Source organism: Leucobacter sp. BZR 635 (assembly GCF_048061935.2).
In the GTDB taxonomy this organism is placed as follows: Bacteria; Actinomycetota; Actinomycetes; order Actinomycetales; family Microbacteriaceae; genus Leucobacter.
In genome coordinates this window covers 20575-34870 of sequence record NZ_JBLUNZ020000026.1, presented here as the reverse complement: position 1 = coordinate 34870, position 14296 = coordinate 20575, and the positions used below count along the sequence as shown (strand labels likewise).

11 protein-coding genes and 1 tRNA gene are annotated in these 14296 nt (G+C 63.9%); 6 read left to right on the top strand and 6 right to left on the bottom strand.

Annotated features, from left to right (window positions below; all coding sequences use genetic code 11):
• Positions 1-100: 100 nt before the first annotated feature.
• The gene (locus ACI1US_RS04785) at positions 101-2080 is read left to right on the top strand and encodes an ABC transporter ATP-binding protein (protein WP_461638582.1); all 1980 of its coding nucleotides are present in this window, start codon (positions 101-103) and stop codon (positions 2078-2080) included.
• Positions 2081-2145: 65 nt separating this feature from the next.
• Here ACI1US_RS04785 and ACI1US_RS04780 read toward each other — a convergent pair whose 3' ends face one another.
• From ACI1US_RS04780 to ACI1US_RS04760, 5 genes are all read right to left on the bottom strand, one after another.
• Complete coding sequence (locus tag ACI1US_RS04780; RefSeq protein ID WP_461638580.1) at positions 2146-2370, bottom strand: hypothetical protein; 225 nt, start codon at positions 2368-2370, stop codon at positions 2146-2148.
• A 43-nt stretch (positions 2371-2413) separates the two neighbouring features.
• Positions 2414-3535: an acyltransferase family protein gene (locus ACI1US_RS04775; RefSeq protein WP_461638632.1), complete on the bottom strand. Its 1122-nt coding sequence runs from the start codon at positions 3533-3535 to the stop codon at positions 2414-2416.
• Positions 3536-3540: 5 nt separating this feature from the next.
• Positions 3541-4368 (bottom strand): transcription termination/antitermination protein NusG, encoded by an 828-nt coding sequence (gene nusG, locus ACI1US_RS04770; RefSeq protein ID WP_416549902.1) that lies wholly within the window; start codon positions 4366-4368, stop codon positions 3541-3543.
• Between the two features lie 64 nt (positions 4369-4432).
• Positions 4433-4702: a preprotein translocase subunit SecE gene (gene secE / locus ACI1US_RS04765; protein WP_416549903.1), complete on the bottom strand. Its 270-nt coding sequence runs from the start codon at positions 4700-4702 to the stop codon at positions 4433-4435.
• Between the two features lie 38 nt (positions 4703-4740).
• Positions 4741-4816, bottom strand: a tRNA-Trp gene (locus tag ACI1US_RS04760).
• A gap of 199 nt (positions 4817-5015) precedes the next feature.
• On the opposite strand from ACI1US_RS04760, the gene ACI1US_RS04755 reads away from it, so the two are divergent.
• Positions 5016-6218 carry a pyridoxal phosphate-dependent aminotransferase gene (locus tag ACI1US_RS04755; protein ID WP_416549904.1) on the top strand — a complete coding sequence of 401 codons (1203 nt, stop codon included), beginning with the start codon at positions 5016-5018 and terminating at the stop codon, positions 6216-6218.
• Positions 6219-6498: 280 nt separating this feature from the next.
• Here the strand turns inward: ACI1US_RS04755 and manA are convergent, their stop codons facing one another.
• The gene (gene manA / locus ACI1US_RS04750) at positions 6499-7782 is read right to left on the bottom strand and encodes a mannose-6-phosphate isomerase, class I (RefSeq protein WP_461638577.1); all 1284 of its coding nucleotides are present in this window, start codon (positions 7780-7782) and stop codon (positions 6499-6501) included.
• 37 nt (positions 7783-7819) lie between these two features.
• Here manA and ACI1US_RS04745 point away from each other — a divergent pair, with 37 nt between their 5' ends.
• The 4 genes from ACI1US_RS04745 to ACI1US_RS04730 all read left to right on the top strand — a co-directional run bounded on the left by ACI1US_RS04745 (position 7820) and on the right by ACI1US_RS04730 (position 14208).
• A complete protein-coding gene (locus ACI1US_RS04745; RefSeq protein ID WP_461638575.1) occupies positions 7820-9229 on the top strand; it encodes an O-antigen ligase family protein in 1410 nt (469 codons plus the stop codon).
• 37 nt (positions 9230-9266) lie between these two features.
• Positions 9267-9623 carry a hypothetical protein gene (locus ACI1US_RS04740; RefSeq protein ID WP_461638573.1) on the top strand — a complete coding sequence of 119 codons (357 nt, stop codon included), beginning with the start codon at positions 9267-9269 and terminating at the stop codon, positions 9621-9623.
• A 577-nt stretch (positions 9624-10200) separates the two neighbouring features.
• Positions 10201-12300: an acyltransferase family protein gene (locus ACI1US_RS04735; protein WP_461638571.1), complete on the top strand. Its 2100-nt coding sequence runs from the start codon at positions 10201-10203 to the stop codon at positions 12298-12300.
• Positions 12301-12675: 375 nt separating this feature from the next.
• Complete coding sequence (locus tag ACI1US_RS04730; protein ID WP_461638569.1) at positions 12676-14208, top strand: alanine/glycine:cation symporter family protein; 1533 nt, start codon at positions 12676-12678, stop codon at positions 14206-14208.
• Positions 14209-14296 lie beyond the last annotated feature (88 nt).

The window sequence follows — 14296 nt, the reverse complement described above, 5'->3', positions numbered from 1 at the left end:
TCGCTGGGTGGTTCTCCCACCCGGCGGGGGATCCTTCTTTGCCGGAGTGAGCAGCGTTTTTTCTCAGCGATCGCGCATCGGCTCTGGGTAGAGTGAGTGCGTGTCAGAAGCCGCATCGCAGCATCCTCCGCGTGTCGCGGCCGATGCCCCGAAGACCTCCCGTTCGAAGCCCCGCGGAGCACGGCAGCGCGGCGCGAAACAGACGGGCCCCAGGGCCTCCTTCAAGCAGCTTCTCCCCTACCTGTTCGAACAGCGGGGCCTCCTCACGTTCATCATCGTGCTGAGCCTCGTGAGCGCGGTCGTGTCGCTCTCACAACCTCTGCTCGTCGGCCAGGTCATCGAGCGCGTGCAAGACGCCCGCCCGCTGGGTGCGCTCGTCGCGATCCTCGTCGTGATCGTCGTGCTTGGCGCGATCCTCGACGGCTATCAGCACTATCTGCTCCAGCGCATGGGCGAGGGCGTCGTGCTGCGCTCGCGACGTCGGCTCATCGCGAAGATCCTGCACCTGCCGATCTCTGAGTTCGACCGCCGCCGCACCGGCGACCTCGTCTCGCGCGTCGGCTCCGACACGACACTGCTCCGCGCGGTGCTCACGCAGGGCCTCGTCGAAGCAGTCGGCGGCTCGCTCTTGTTTGTCGGCGCACTCATCGGGATGCTCATCATCGATCCCGTGCTATTCCTCATCACCTTTGGCATCATCGGTGTGTCACTCGTCGTTGTCGTGCTGCTCGCTGGCCGCATCCGCCCCGCGGTCTCACAGGCGCAGGAGAAGGTTGGCGATCTCGCCGCCGCGGTGGATCGGGCTATCGGCTCGATGCGCACCATCCGCGCCGCCGGTGCCGCCGATCGCGAGCAGGCAGCGATCGAGCAGCAGGCCGAAGAGGCCTACGGCTTCGGGCTGAAGATCGCCAGGATCTCCGCGCTCATCGTGCCGATCTCGTTCATCGCGCTGCAGGTCTCGCTGCTGTCGGTGCTCGGCTTTGGCGGCTACCGCGTCGCTTCCGGCGCGATCGGTGTGAGCCAGCTCGTCACCTTCGTGATCTTCCTGTTCATGATGATCACGCCGCTCGGCCAGGCATTCGGCGCATTCGCCGCCGTGAACCAGGCGCTGGGCGCGCTCGGCCGCATCCAGGAGATCGACGGCCTGAGCGCTGAGACCGATCACGATCCTACGCTCTCGCCTTCGGGAAGCATCGTGGCGCTCGACGCAGCACGCGACGAGACTGCCCCCGCGATCCGCTTCGACGACGTGCGCTTCACCTACCGCTCTGCAGCCCCCGACCGCGTCGATGCGCGCGAGCTCGTGCGTGGCCGCGCCGGCCGTGACGCCGCGGCCATCCCCGCCGAGATCGTCGAGACCCCCGTGCTGCACGGCATCTCCTTCGATGTTCCACGTGGCACACGGGTCGCCCTCGTGGGGCCCTCAGGAGCAGGCAAGTCGACCGTGCTCGGCCTCATCGAGCGCTTCTACGACCCCGATTCGGGTGCCGTCTCGCTCTTCGGGGCAGACCTGCGCACCCTCGACCGCAGCGAGCTTCGGGCACAGCTCGGCTACGTCGAGCAGGATGCTCCCGTGCTCGCCGGAACCCTCCGCGACAACCTGCTGCTCGCCTCGCCGAACGCGACCGATGCCGCGTGCGAGCGCGTGCTGCGAGCCGTCAACCTCGGCGGCGTGCTCGACCGCTCTGCCGCGACGGGCGGGCTCGAGAGCGGCCTCGACGCGCAGGTCGGCGAGAACGGCCTCATGCTCTCCGGCGGTGAGAAGCAGCGCCTCGCGATCGCGCGGGCGCTCCTCACCGCTCCCCCGATCCTGCTCCTCGACGAGTCGACCGCATCGCTCGACGGCGTGAACGAGCGGCTCATGCGCGAGGCCCTCGACTCGGTCGCGACCGGCCGCACCCTCGTGGTCATCGCGCACCGGCTCTCGACCGTGGTCGACTCCGACAAGATCATCGTCGTCGACGATGGGCGGGTCATCGGCGAGGGCACGCACGCGGAACTCGTCGACTCGGTGCCGCTGTATCGCGAGCTGGCGCAGCACCAGCTGCTCGTGCCGCAGGACGCCGTAGTAGCCGAGTAGGCCGCGGCGCGCGAACCCTCCCTCGCCGGGCCGGCAGCCGCTGCGCCTTCAAGCGCGAAGGGCTGTTAGCGCCCTGTCCCGAGCGCTGCGCGGAGGCGGATCCCCAGCGCTCCGAACCCGATCACAAGGATTGCGAGCCCCGCGGCTGCACCCCACAGCTTCGGGTCAGCGCCGCCGAGGAGCCACGGGGGCAAGAGCACCAACACGGCCCCCGCGATCGCCGTCACCGCGATGCAGAGGATGATCGGCCAGACCGCTGGTTGCTGCGGGCGTGGTGAGGCTTCACGCATGCTTCGACCGTAACACAGCCGAATTGAGGCTGACGGGCTGGGCCTACTTCTTGTGAGCGGCCGGAGCGGGCCTGAACAGCCAGTCGATGCGCGGTTCAATGATGGGTCCGAAGACCCGCGAGACGATCCGTGTCGAGAGCACAGCCGCGATCGCGACGGCAACGAGTGAGAGCAGCACGATCCCGATCCATCCCAGCGAACCGACCGCATCGACGAAGCCAGACCCACGCAGCGCCCACACGACGACACCGTGCAGCAAGTAGACGGAGAGGGTGCGAGCGCCCCACACAGTGAACACCGAGCGCTTCCGCGGCACCACAAGGAGCAGCGCGAGGGTCATAGCTGCGGCGACAGCCACGAGAATTGCGCCAACCAGCATCCCGCCTGCCGCGAGGCCGAACCACCCGACGACTCCTGGGCCGTTCGCGTTCCATGCACCGAGGGGGGCATTGTCAAACATCCAGGCGTAGCTGTCGCGGTGCGTCAACCAGCGGTCGATGCGCCACGAGCCTTTCAGGCCCGCCGGGGTGAGCGCGAGCGCCGTGAGCCCGAGCGCGACGGATACGAGCAGACCCCACGCAGCAGCGCGCACGGCCCCGTTCGGGGTCGCAAACCACTCTCGCGAGAACCAGCCGCGCTCGCGGGCAAGCCAGGCTCCGACGAAGAACGGCAGGAATGCGAGCGTGCGCGCAGCGGAAAACTCCACGCCGATCGCGGGCGAGAGCGGTGCGATGAGCGCGAGCGCCGTCGAGACCAACAGGGGGTGCTTCAACCGAGCAATGTACGGCAGCAGGATCCGCATTGTCGCAAGCGTCACCAGAAACCACAGCGTCCACGACGGGGTCACGAGGAAGCTCTGGCTGAGCTGCTTGCCCTCCACCAGGCCGCGCATTACCGCCCAAATACCCTCCCACGCGAGCCAGGCGACGAGCAGCTGCACCGTCGAGTTGATCGCCTTCGGCGTCACCTTCGGCTTCAAGAACAGCCCGGAGAGCGCGATCATCGCTGGCATGTGGAACAGGTAGATGTAGGCGTAGAGCGCAAACCCGAACTCGGTGTCCGTGCGCACGGTCGAAATGAGGTGCCCGACGACGACCAGCACAATAAGCGCAAAACGCGCGTTGTCCCAAAGGGCGACGCGCGTTTTAGCGGATACTGCAGTTATCAGCGTTAGACCATCTTCGTGACCTGGTCGAAGCCGAGCTCGACCGGGGTCTCACGTTCGAAGAGCGAGACGAGCACGGTGAGCTTGCCAGCTGCCGGGTTGATCTCGCTGATCGTGCCGGGCAGGCCTTCGAAGGAGCCCGACTTGATGGTGATGGTCTCGCCGATCTCGAAGTCGATCTCGACCTGGCCCATGGCAACCGCGTTTGCGGGAGCCTTGCCCTTGGCGGTGGCCGAGGGCTCGAGCTCGACGGTGCTCTTGAGCATCTCGAAGGCCTCGTTCAGGCGGAGCGGAACCGGGTTGTGCGCGTTGCCCACGAAGCCGGTGACACCGGGGGTGTGGCGAACGACGGACCAGGTGCTCTCGGTGAGATTCATGCGGACGAGCACGTAGCCGGGGATCCGCACGCGGGTCACCATCTTGCGCTGGCCGTTCTTGACCTCCATGACCTCTTCCATCGGGACCTGGATCTCGTAGATATCATCTACGGCACCCATGACCTCGCGACGGTTCCAGAGGTTGGACTTCACCTTGCGCTCGTAGCCGGCGTAGGTGTGGATCACAAACCACTTACCCGGGCGACGGCGCAGGTCCTTCTTGAATGCCTTGTAGGGATCCTCAGCCGACTCGGCCTCTTCGCCGCCCTCGGCGGCTTCTGAATCCTCAGTTCCCTCATCAACGATGGCGTTCGCTGCTGCTTCTGCCTCGTCGACGGAATCAATATCGAGCGCGTCTTCGACTGCCGCGTCGACCTCGGGGTCGGCCACGTTCGCCAGCGCGTCAAGCGCTGCGTCGAGGTCTGCCTCGGGTGTAGTGCTGTTCTCGGGCGTCATCTCAGTGGTGCCTTCTCGTTCGTTGCGGGTGTGGATCGTCTGGGCTGAGTGCAGCTGTTTGCGCCTAGCGCAGCGGCGTGCCGAAGACGAAGAGGGTGACCCAGCCAAAGGCCTTATCCAGAACCCAGACCAGCGCCATCATGATGATCACGAAGGCGAGCACGACGAGCGTGTACCTGACGAGCTCCTTGCGGGTCGGGGTAACAACCTTCTTCAGCTCTGACAGAACCTGCTGAATGAACAGGATGATTCGACCGAAGAAGCCGCGCTTGCGGTCATCATTCTTCGCTGGCTCGACGTTTCCGCCGTTCTCAGCGAGTTCAGTGCTGCTCATCGGATGTCCTTTCAGTGCCCCGGATTCGCATCCGGGAGTGGCAGGGCGGACAGGACTCGAACCTGCAACCTACGGTTTTGGAGACCGTTGCGCTACCAATTGCGCCACCACCCTAAAGGGATAACCCCTGCCGTATCGAAAGCGTTTTGGGCACAATCGATAATGGCAGAAGTCAATGCCTAGGAATAACTGTACGCGATTCGCGCGGCGTTGTCGAACTGAAGTTGCAGGCCGCGCGCCGCTACCGCCATCGAAGGGCGGAGGCCGGCGAAACGAATACCCTGCACCGCCGGGGCAGGAGTAGGCTATTCGTGTGACCGAAAACACTCGCCTGTCAAAGAAGATCTCCGCCATCGCAGAGTCAGCCACGCTCAAGGTTGATTCGAAGGCCAAAGCGCTCCAAGCCGAAGGCCGCCCCGTCATTAGCTTCGCCGCTGGCGAGCCTGACTTCGCTACCCCGGAACACATTGTTGACGCGGCCCGCAAGGCGCTCGACGACCCCAAGAACTTCCGCTACACGCCGGCCGTCGGCCTCCCCGTGCTGCGCGAGGCCATCGTGCGCAAGACCAAGCGCGACTCTGGCCTCGACATTACGCCAGCGCAGGTCATCGTCACCAATGGCGGCAAGCACGCCGTCTACTCGGCCTTCCAGACGATCCTTGACCCGGGCGACGAGGTCATTCTTCCGGCACCGTTCTGGACGAGCTACTCCGAAGAGATCCAGCTCGCCGACGGCACCCCGGTGGAGGTCTTCGCAGGAGCCGACCAGGGCTACAAGGTGACCGTCGACCAGCTCGAAGCGGCCCGCACTGACCGCACCAAGGCCCTGCTGTTCTGCTCGCCGTCGAACCCGACCGGCGCGGTCTACACGCCAGAGGAGACGAAGGCGATCGGCGAGTGGGCGCTGGCCAACAATCTCCTCGTCGTGACCGACGAGATCTACCAGAACCTCACCTACGACGGCGTGCGCGCGATCTCGATCGTTGAGGCCGTTCCCGAGCTCGCAAACAACACGATCCTCGTGAACGGTGTCGCGAAGACGTACGCGATGACCGGCTGGCGCATTGGCTGGCTCATCGGCCCCGCCGACCTCGTGAAGGGTGCAGCGAACCTGCAGTCGCACATGACGTCGAACATCAACAACATCGCGCAGATCGCCGCAGCCGCTGCCCTCGACGGCCCGCAGGAGCCCATCGAAGAGATGCGCCAGGCGTTTGAGCGCCGCCGCGGGCTCATCGTCGAGGCGCTCAACAAGGTTCCGGGTTTCCACTGCCCGATGCCCGAGGGCGCGTTCTATGCGTACGTCGACGTGACCGAGGCACTCGGCCGCGAGATTCGCGGAGTCACCCCGAGGACCTCGCTCGAGCTCGCAGACCTCATCCTCTCCGAGGCCGAGGTTGCCGCGGTTCCTGGCGAGGCGTTCGGCCCGTCAGGTTACCTCCGCTTCAGCTACGCACTCGGCGATGACGCAACCGTTGAGGGCATCCGCCGTATCCAGGCGCTGCTCTCGGAGTAGCGCGGGCGGATTTCGCTTCAGCAGGAGGGCCCCGGCGCATGCGCCGGGGCCCTCCTGCGTCCCCACCGCAACGCTCCCCGGCGCGCAGCACGCTGCGTCCAACGCGCGGCTCCTGGCACGCGGCTCCGTGCACGCCACTCCCGGTTCCCACCCTCTCCGACCCTATTTTTCTAGTCCGAGCCCCGCGCAGGGCAAATTCGAGTCGGAACAGATTAATCGGGGTAGTGGGGGTGGTCATGCGGGGAGCGCGGCTCCGGGGCCACGCGCGAGTGAGCTCCGGCTAGGCCCCGACGGTTGCGAGGAAGACCTCGCCGCTGCCGGTGAGGCGGATGGGCTCCCCGGCGGAGACGTAGAGGGACTGCCCTCGCGCTACGTTTGCCATCTCCGCGAGCTCGGCATCGGGGCGCGACACGAGCACCCTGCCCGCGGTCGCAATGAGCACGAGCGGCGAGTCGACTTCCAGCGTTACTTCTTCGGCTGCGTCTGCAAGCTGGGACCCGTCGAGCGAAAGAGCATCACGGGCGACGCCGGCTCCGTGAGCAACCTCGCTGCCGCTCGCTACCCGCGCCCGGAACAGTTGAAAATCAGGAACCCCCGGCCGCCAAGCACACAGTCCGGGCGCGACTTCTTCTGCAAACATACGGGGTTCGGGAAGCTCGCCGAAGTCGAGAACTCGAAGCATCTCTGGGATGTCGATGTGCTTTTGAGTGAGGCCCGCTCGCAAGACGTTATCTGAGGCAGCCATAACCTCAACGGCGATCCCGCTCTGATACGCGTGCAGCTGTCTGGCTCCAAGGTAGACGGATTCCCCCGGCGCCAGTCTCACCAGATGAAGCAACAGGGACACCAAGACTCCGGGATCCCCGGGATAGTGTGTCAGCAGATCGCGAAGGCATTCGAGTCTGTCCGTGCCGATACCGGGGTGCGACCCTTCTCCGATCGCGTCGACAATGCCGAGTAGTGCTTCGCTCACCTCTGCTGACTCACCAAACGCCCACTCGACAAACCGGAGCCGCGCGACTTCTGGCGCTGCTTCCACGAGACGGTCTGCGATGGCCGCAAGCGTCGCAGCGCCCTGCGGCGCGGCTGCGGCGAGTGCCCGCAGATCATGGACAGCCGCTGCAATCGGGCGGAAGCCACTCAAAGCGGTGACTTCACTGAGCGCGACGAGCAGCTCGGGCTTGTGGTTGTCGTCACGGTAGTTACGGTTCGCAGCACCGAGCGGCACGCCCGCCGCGTTCTCGGCAGCGAAACCCGCGCGGGCCTGCACGAGGTCGGGGTGCGCTTGCAATGAAAGCGGCTCCCCGATGGCGAGCACCTTCAGCAGAAACGGCAATGGTCCACCGTCGACACCGTAGCGTTCGGGATCCTGCTCGATGAGTTCAATGAGCGTATGCGGTACGGGTGTTGCCTTTGCGATGCTTGCGGGACTTCCTGGATGATCGCCGAGCCAGAGTTCTGCCTGGGGCTGCCCAGTCGGAGCGTGACCGAGCAATTCAGGGAGTGCTTCCGTCGATCCCCACGCGTATGCGCGGGGCGTATTCTCAATGAAGATCAGCACCATGCCCCCTACAGTATTTGCATGCTCTACCATACCGGGTATGGCCAACAGCAAGACGAGACTTGGGGTGAGCGCGTACGCAATCGTCGTGTTCGTCTTCGCACTCGGCAGTAACGGTGTACGAAATCTCCTGTGGTGGCCCGGGTTCATCATCGGCGCGGTCGCACTCGCGGCGATCGGCGCGGTGCTGTTTCTGCGGCTCCGCCCCGAGCGTTTCCGCTGGTACCGTCTGCCGGCCCCGATCTACCTGTTCCTCGCTCTGGCGGCGCTGTCGATCCTCTGGTCGCAGTACACGTTCGAGAGTGTCCTCGGCACGGCGGCGCAGCTGCTCACCACTTTTGTCGCGGTGACGCTCGCGTTCGTGCTCACGTGGCACGAGGTGCTGCGCACCCTCGGCACCGCGCTGCGCTACGTGATTGGGCTCTCGTTCGCCTTCGAGCTTTGGGTTTCGGTGTTCGTGCGCGAGCCACTGCTCCCCTGGTGGCAAGAACCGTACGAGTCGGGGAACACGCCCAAACTGCTGTTTTGGAGCCGCGACCTTCTCTTCGAGGGCGGCCCCATCCAGGGCCTCGTCGGCAGCTCGACCCTTTTCGGGTTCATCGGCCTCATCGGCCTCATCGTGTTTGCGATCCAGCTGCGCGCGAAGCTCGTGACCCGCTTCGCCGGCTGGTTCTGGGTCGCGATGGCGGTTGCGGCACTCGCGCTCACTCGCTCAGCGACCGTGACGGTCGCGCTCGCGGCCGTCGTTGTCGCGCTCGCGTTCGCACTCTGGGCGCGCCGCGCGGGACCTGAGGGCCGGCTGCCCGTCTACATCACGGGAGCGGCCATGCTCGCCGCTATCGCGGCGGTGCTCACGTTCGCGCGCGGGGCCCTGTTCGGTCTGCTCGGCAAGAGCAGCGATCTCACCGGACGCATGGACACCTGGGAGGCGGTCACAGCGCTCGCGCAGCAGCGCCCGTGGTTCGGCTGGGGCTGGATCAGCTACTGGGCCCCCTGGGTCGAGCCGTTCAAATCGCTCGACGTCCAGGGCCGGATACAGGTGATGAGCGCGCACAACGCCTGGCTCGATGTCTGGCTGCAGCTCGGCATCGTGGGACTGGTCCTGTTCATCATGCTCGTCGCTCTCACGCTCTGGCGGGTATGGTTCCGCGCGGTGGATCAGCCTCGCCGCGGCTTCGGCCCACCGCTGCCGTATGCAACGAGCGCGCTCTGGCCGTTCCTACTCATGGTCGCGCTCGTGGTGCAGTCACTCACCGAGAGCCGTATGCTCATCGAGAGCGGTTGGTTGCTCCTCATCATCCTCGCTGTGAAGTCGCGCTTCGACTTTGAGCTGCCATCGCTCGACGCGGAACCGCAGCGGGTGCCGTGGCGGAAGGTGCCGATCCCACGCGACCACGATTCGGCAACCGCAGCAACAACCGCAGTAACCACCGCAACCGCTGGGAGATAGCGCGGGCTCGCCCAGCGCGGCTTGGTAGATTGGTGTCGTGAACCTCACCACCGAACGCCTGATCAAGCTGCGGGCCGATGCGCGCCTCGAACGCGAGACGATTCTCGAGTACCGGGTGCGCGGCGGCCAAGATCCGGCGATCGCTTTCGAAGAGGTCCCTGAACTCGACGATTTCGTGGTCGCGGCGATCCGGGACGAGATGCTTGAGGATCGCGGCCAGCTCGCCGAGTATGGCCTCGCGAGGCTCGCGGCGCGTTCGTCGAGCGATGATGCGGCGATCCACCAGGGCAACGCCGACCGCGTCGAGTTCGAGCTACTGCGCGAGATCGCCGACGCGGTTCCCTCGCTCGCGGTCGCCGTGTGGCGCGCCGCCGGTAAGCTCGATATCGCGTAAGGTCTCCAGGTTCAGCAGCCTTCCTTCGCAGGAGACGCGCTTCGGTTCTTCGTTCACGGCATTTTTGGAGCCTTCGCTGAAGTTCTACAAACAGGGGGAATCCGTGAATCCCGCGCAGCAACCCAAGAAGGTTGTCGTGTTTACTGAAGGCAAAATGCCCAAGCACGGAGTGTAGTCCTCAGGCACAAAACGGCATAGCATTACAGGGCTCCGCAACCGATCCCCGTCGATTCCCGTCGATACTTCTCGAGGGCCGAGACCCCTCGCGACGCCGTCGGTCGGGTCGCTGAACAACTGGGTCTCAACGTAGGAGGTTACGCGGGCGCCCGAAGACACCAGGGATCGCTATGCGTAGCAGGCCCGGTGTCACAGCCTCTTGTCGACACGCACCGCATCGCAAGAATGCAGGCGGCGTGAACTGAGTCGCACAAACCTGCCCAAGAGCTCCTCCGCCCCGCTCTTGGGGACGGACCCGGTATCGTTGACTAAGCTTGTGCCCGCCGTTGAACGCCGACCCTAATTTGATGGCTTATTTCGGTGGGCGAATTAATGTACTCACCTCAGATAAGAGAACCGCGTGAACCTTTCACATCAGTTGCGCCCTTCTACCGCACCCCCAAAGGCTCGACAGAGATTTCGTGCGGATATTCAGGGTTTGCGTACCATCGCGGTCGGGCTGGTCGTTATCTATCATGTATGGCCCAACAGCATCACGGGCGGCTTCGTCGGTGTCGACGTGTTCTTGGTTATCTCGGGTTTTCTCATCACTTCTCACTTGCTCAAAAAGCCCCCGCGCAGTTTTAAAGACTTCACCGATTTCTGGGCCCGTCGCATCCGACGTCTCCTCCCAGCGTCTCTACTCGTGCTCCTCGTCACAGTCATTGCCACTCGGCTACTCGCGGCTGAAACCGCGTGGGCAAACCTAGGCAAACAGGTTGTTGCCTCCGCCCTCTACGTGCAGAACTGGGCGCTTGCGATCGCAAACGTCGATTATCTCGCCGCGGAGAACGCTCCGACTCCCGTACAGCATTACTGGTCGTTGTCCGTCGAGGAGCAGTTTTACCTGTTCTGGCCCCTCGCGATAGCGTTTCTCATCTGGCTTGCTACACGCATTCGAAAGAGTTCAGATACAGCACTTTTGGTTGGCATGGTGGCAATTATTGTTGCTTCCTTGACCTACTCGGTGTATTCGACATACACCAACCCAGGATGGGCATATTTTGCTACCACGGCCCGCATTTGGGAGCTCGCCATAGGTGGGTTGACGGCGCTTCTCGTTAGCCGCCCGTGGTTTCGCATTGGCGCGGTTCCCGGGATCGTCATGGCGTGGGCAGGCGTCGTCGGGATCCTCATCACGGCGGTCACGTTTGATGGTTCAACCCCATTCCCTGGCTATTCCGCTCTGCTTCCGGTCGTCTCGACAGCGCTGATCATCTTGGCGGCCTCTACCCACCGATACTCCCCCAACATTTTCCTCAGTCTGCGGCCCATGCAGTTCCTTGGAGGTATCTCCTTTTCCGTGTACCTCTGGCATTGGCCGCTGTTGGTCTTGCTGCCGTACGTCAGTGGCGAACTGGGATGGGTCGACAACGTGTTTATCGTCGTGGCCACCATCCTATTGGCGAGCTTGACGAAGACTTTTGTCGAGGATCGTTTCAGGTTCGGCGGGGCAAGCTCCGACACTCGAGCGGCTTACCGTTTTGCGGCTTTCGGCATGGCCATCGTGGTCCTCGCAGGATCCGCTTTGGTGTTCGAATCTCATACGAAAACCCGCATCGCTCAGGAGCAGGCCTCCAACGCGTTGGCTTCCGGCGATCCTTGCTTTGGGGCTGCAGCCATGGCAACGGGGCTCGAGAAATGCGGCCCACCAGACGTCGACTCACTGCAGCTCCCACCAACTGCCGCGGCGACCGATAAGTCCGACGCCTACGCGGATAATTGCTGGTCCAGCCAGCCATACACCGAAAAACCAGTCTGCAACTACGGTTCGGGGGAGAAAAGAGTCGCCCTTGTGGGGAACTCCCACGCTGGCCACTGGCTTCCGGCATTGCAAGGCGTTGCGGATGCACAAGGTTGGACGATCGACACTTATTTGATCGATCGCTGCAACCCGACAACCGTAAAACTCGAGTTCGACGCAAAGGTCAAGGCGGATAACTGTCTCGCCTACGGTGAATGGGTGCTCGAAAAGACGACCGCGTCAGGCGAGTACGACATGGTCATTACTTCGGAGCGGCAGTCCCTGCCCGTGGCCGGCGCCACTTGGGAGGAGACTGAGGACCTGGCAACCGAGGCGTATAAGTCTTACCTACAGCAATGGGCTGACGCCGGGGTCAAAGTCGTCGTAATCAAGGATCCCCCCACCCCAGGTGGCACCGTCGACAGTATCCCTGACTGCATAGCGACGCACCCTGACGAACTCAACATGTGCTCAGCCACCAAGGAGGAGTGGCACTGGATGGACCCGCTCATGGACGCTGCAGTTGAGATGCAATCGCCCCTAGTCAAAACAGTCAACTTTGACGACTACTTCTGTGACCCGACCGGCCAGTGTCTACCGATCGTGGGCAGCGTAATCACCTACTTCGATGCCTCCCACATCACTGCAACATACGCACGGACCATTTCCCCGTTCCTGAATGAGCAGCTCAACGCGTTGCAATGGGAAAACGGCTGAGGGAGCCACAGAATCGTCTGAACTGCGGAGCAATAGCTCAGCTTTGCTTCAAGTGATCAACGCATCTGCCACCGCGTTGCCTGATGAGTCTTCCTTCGAACGGACCAAGACGATCGCGGGTACTCTTCCAGCGACTCGGTAAACCGAATCATTCTGTCTTGAGTGCCTCGATGGGAGCGCTGCGCGCATCCGTCGAGCTGGAGAGATCTGGGATCTTCCGCAGCCCCACCCTGCCCTAGCGACTCGCGCGAATCCCGCACCGCTCTGGCCACCGCTTTGGGCCCGTGCTAATCTCCTGAATCAACCACCGGTCGGTCCGCGTGCCAACCTGGTAGGCGCACTGGCTCCGCAACGACGCGAAAGGCCCGGACGACGATGATCGAGCAATTGCAAGAAGTGTTAGACAGGATCGGCGGGGTCATCTGGGGCCCCTTTGTACTCATCCCCCTCCTGTTCCTGACCGGACTGTACCTCACTGTCCGGCTCGGCGGGATTCAGTTTCTGCGGCTGGGTGCTGCGCTGAATCTCGGCCTGCTCCGCCGCAAAGACCCCGGCTCCAGCGGAGATATCTCACAGTTCCAAGCACTGACGACCGCGCTCGCGGCGACCGTCGGCACCGGCAACATCGTCGGCGTCGCGACCGCGATCGGCATTGGTGGCCCGGGGGCGTTGTTCTGGATGTGGATCACTGGCCTGCTCGGCATGGCCTCAAAGTACTCTGAGGCCTTCCTCGGGGTGCGCTACCGCCAGGCGGACGCGAAGGGCGACCGCAACGGCGGCCCGCAGTACTACCTCGAGAAGGGCATCAAGGGGCCCATCGGAAAAATCCTCGCGTGGTCGTTTACGGTATTCGCGGTGTTTGCGTGCTTCGGTATTGGCAACCTCACCCAGTCGAACGCGATCGCCGCAAACGTTGAGAACAGTTTCAACGTGCCAGTGTGGGTCACCGGAGTGATCCTCACCATCCTCGCGCTGGTCGTGCTCGTCGGCGGCATCAAGTCGATTGGCCGGGTGACCTCTGGGCTCGTGCCCGTCATGATCCTCTTCTACGTGATCGCAGCCCTGTACATTCTGTTCGTCAACATCGGCGACGTGCCCGCGGCAATCGGCGTGGTGTTCGCAGACGCCTTCACCGGAACGGCAGCGGCCGGCGGCTTCACCGGCTCCGTGTTCATTATCGCCGTGCAGTACGGCTTCGCCCGCGGCATCTTCTCGAACGAGTCAGGCATGGGGTCGGCGGCGATCGCGGCAGCCGCCGCGCAGACGAGCCACCCGGTTCGCCAGGGCCTCGTGTCAATGACGCAGACCTTCATCGACACGATCATCGTCGTCACTATGACCGGGCTCGTGATTGTCACGACCGGCGCCTACAAACTCATTGACGAGTCGACCGGCGAGCAACTCTCTGCCGCACTCATGACGGGTGAGGCCTTCTCGCAGGGTTTGCCCGGCCAGTGGGGTCACTGGGTCGTCACGATCGGGCTCGTGCTGTTTGCGTTCTCGACGATCCTCGGCTGGTCGTACTACGGTGAGCGCAACATCGTGCGCATCTTCGGCCGCACGGTCGCGATTCCGTTCCGGATCGTCTTCGCGCTCGTCGTGTTCGTGGGCGCAACGACGCAGCTCGAGATCGCCTGGTCGTTCTCCGACATGATGAACGGGCTCATGGCGATTCCGAACCTCATCGGCCTGCTCATCCTCTCGGGCCTTGTCGCCCGCGAGACCCGCGCCTACCTGAAGTTCGACCCGAAGCTCAGGGCGACCGCCGAGGAGATCGAAGTCGCGCTCGCCGACGAGCCCGGCTATCAAGCCTGGCGAACCCGCGAGGCCGAACTCGACAGGGCGAGCGGTCGCGCACCGCAACGCCCTGCGACGCGGGTCACGCCGGTCGTTCCGTCGGAGGAGTAGGCGACCGCAGCGTGCGCAACCCTGGGCGGGGCATCCGTGGATGTCCCGCCCAGGGCTGCGCGAGCTTCACACCCGCGCCCCAGGCAGT

Bases quoted from the DNA above. Each gene is read 5' to 3' on its own strand.
- ACI1US_RS04745 (WP_461638575.1), top strand. From the start codon at position 7,820: ATGGCCAACAGCAAGACGAGACTTGGGGTGAGCGCGTACGCAATCGTC.
- manA (WP_461638577.1), bottom strand. From the start codon at position 7,782: ATGGTGCTGATCTTCATTGAGAATACGCCCCGCGCATACGCGTGGGGA.
- ACI1US_RS04780 (WP_461638580.1), bottom strand. From the start codon at position 2,370: ATGCGTGAAGCCTCACCACGCCCGCAGCAACCAGCGGTCTGGCCGATC.
- ACI1US_RS04730 (WP_461638569.1), top strand. From the start codon at position 12,676: ATGATCGAGCAATTGCAAGAAGTGTTAGACAGGATCGGCGGGGTCATC.
- secE (WP_416549903.1), bottom strand. From the start codon at position 4,702: ATGAGCAGCACTGAACTCGCTGAGAACGGCGGAAACGTCGAGCCAGCG.
- nusG (WP_416549902.1), bottom strand. From the start codon at position 4,368: ATGACGCCCGAGAACAGCACTACACCCGAGGCAGACCTCGACGCAGCG.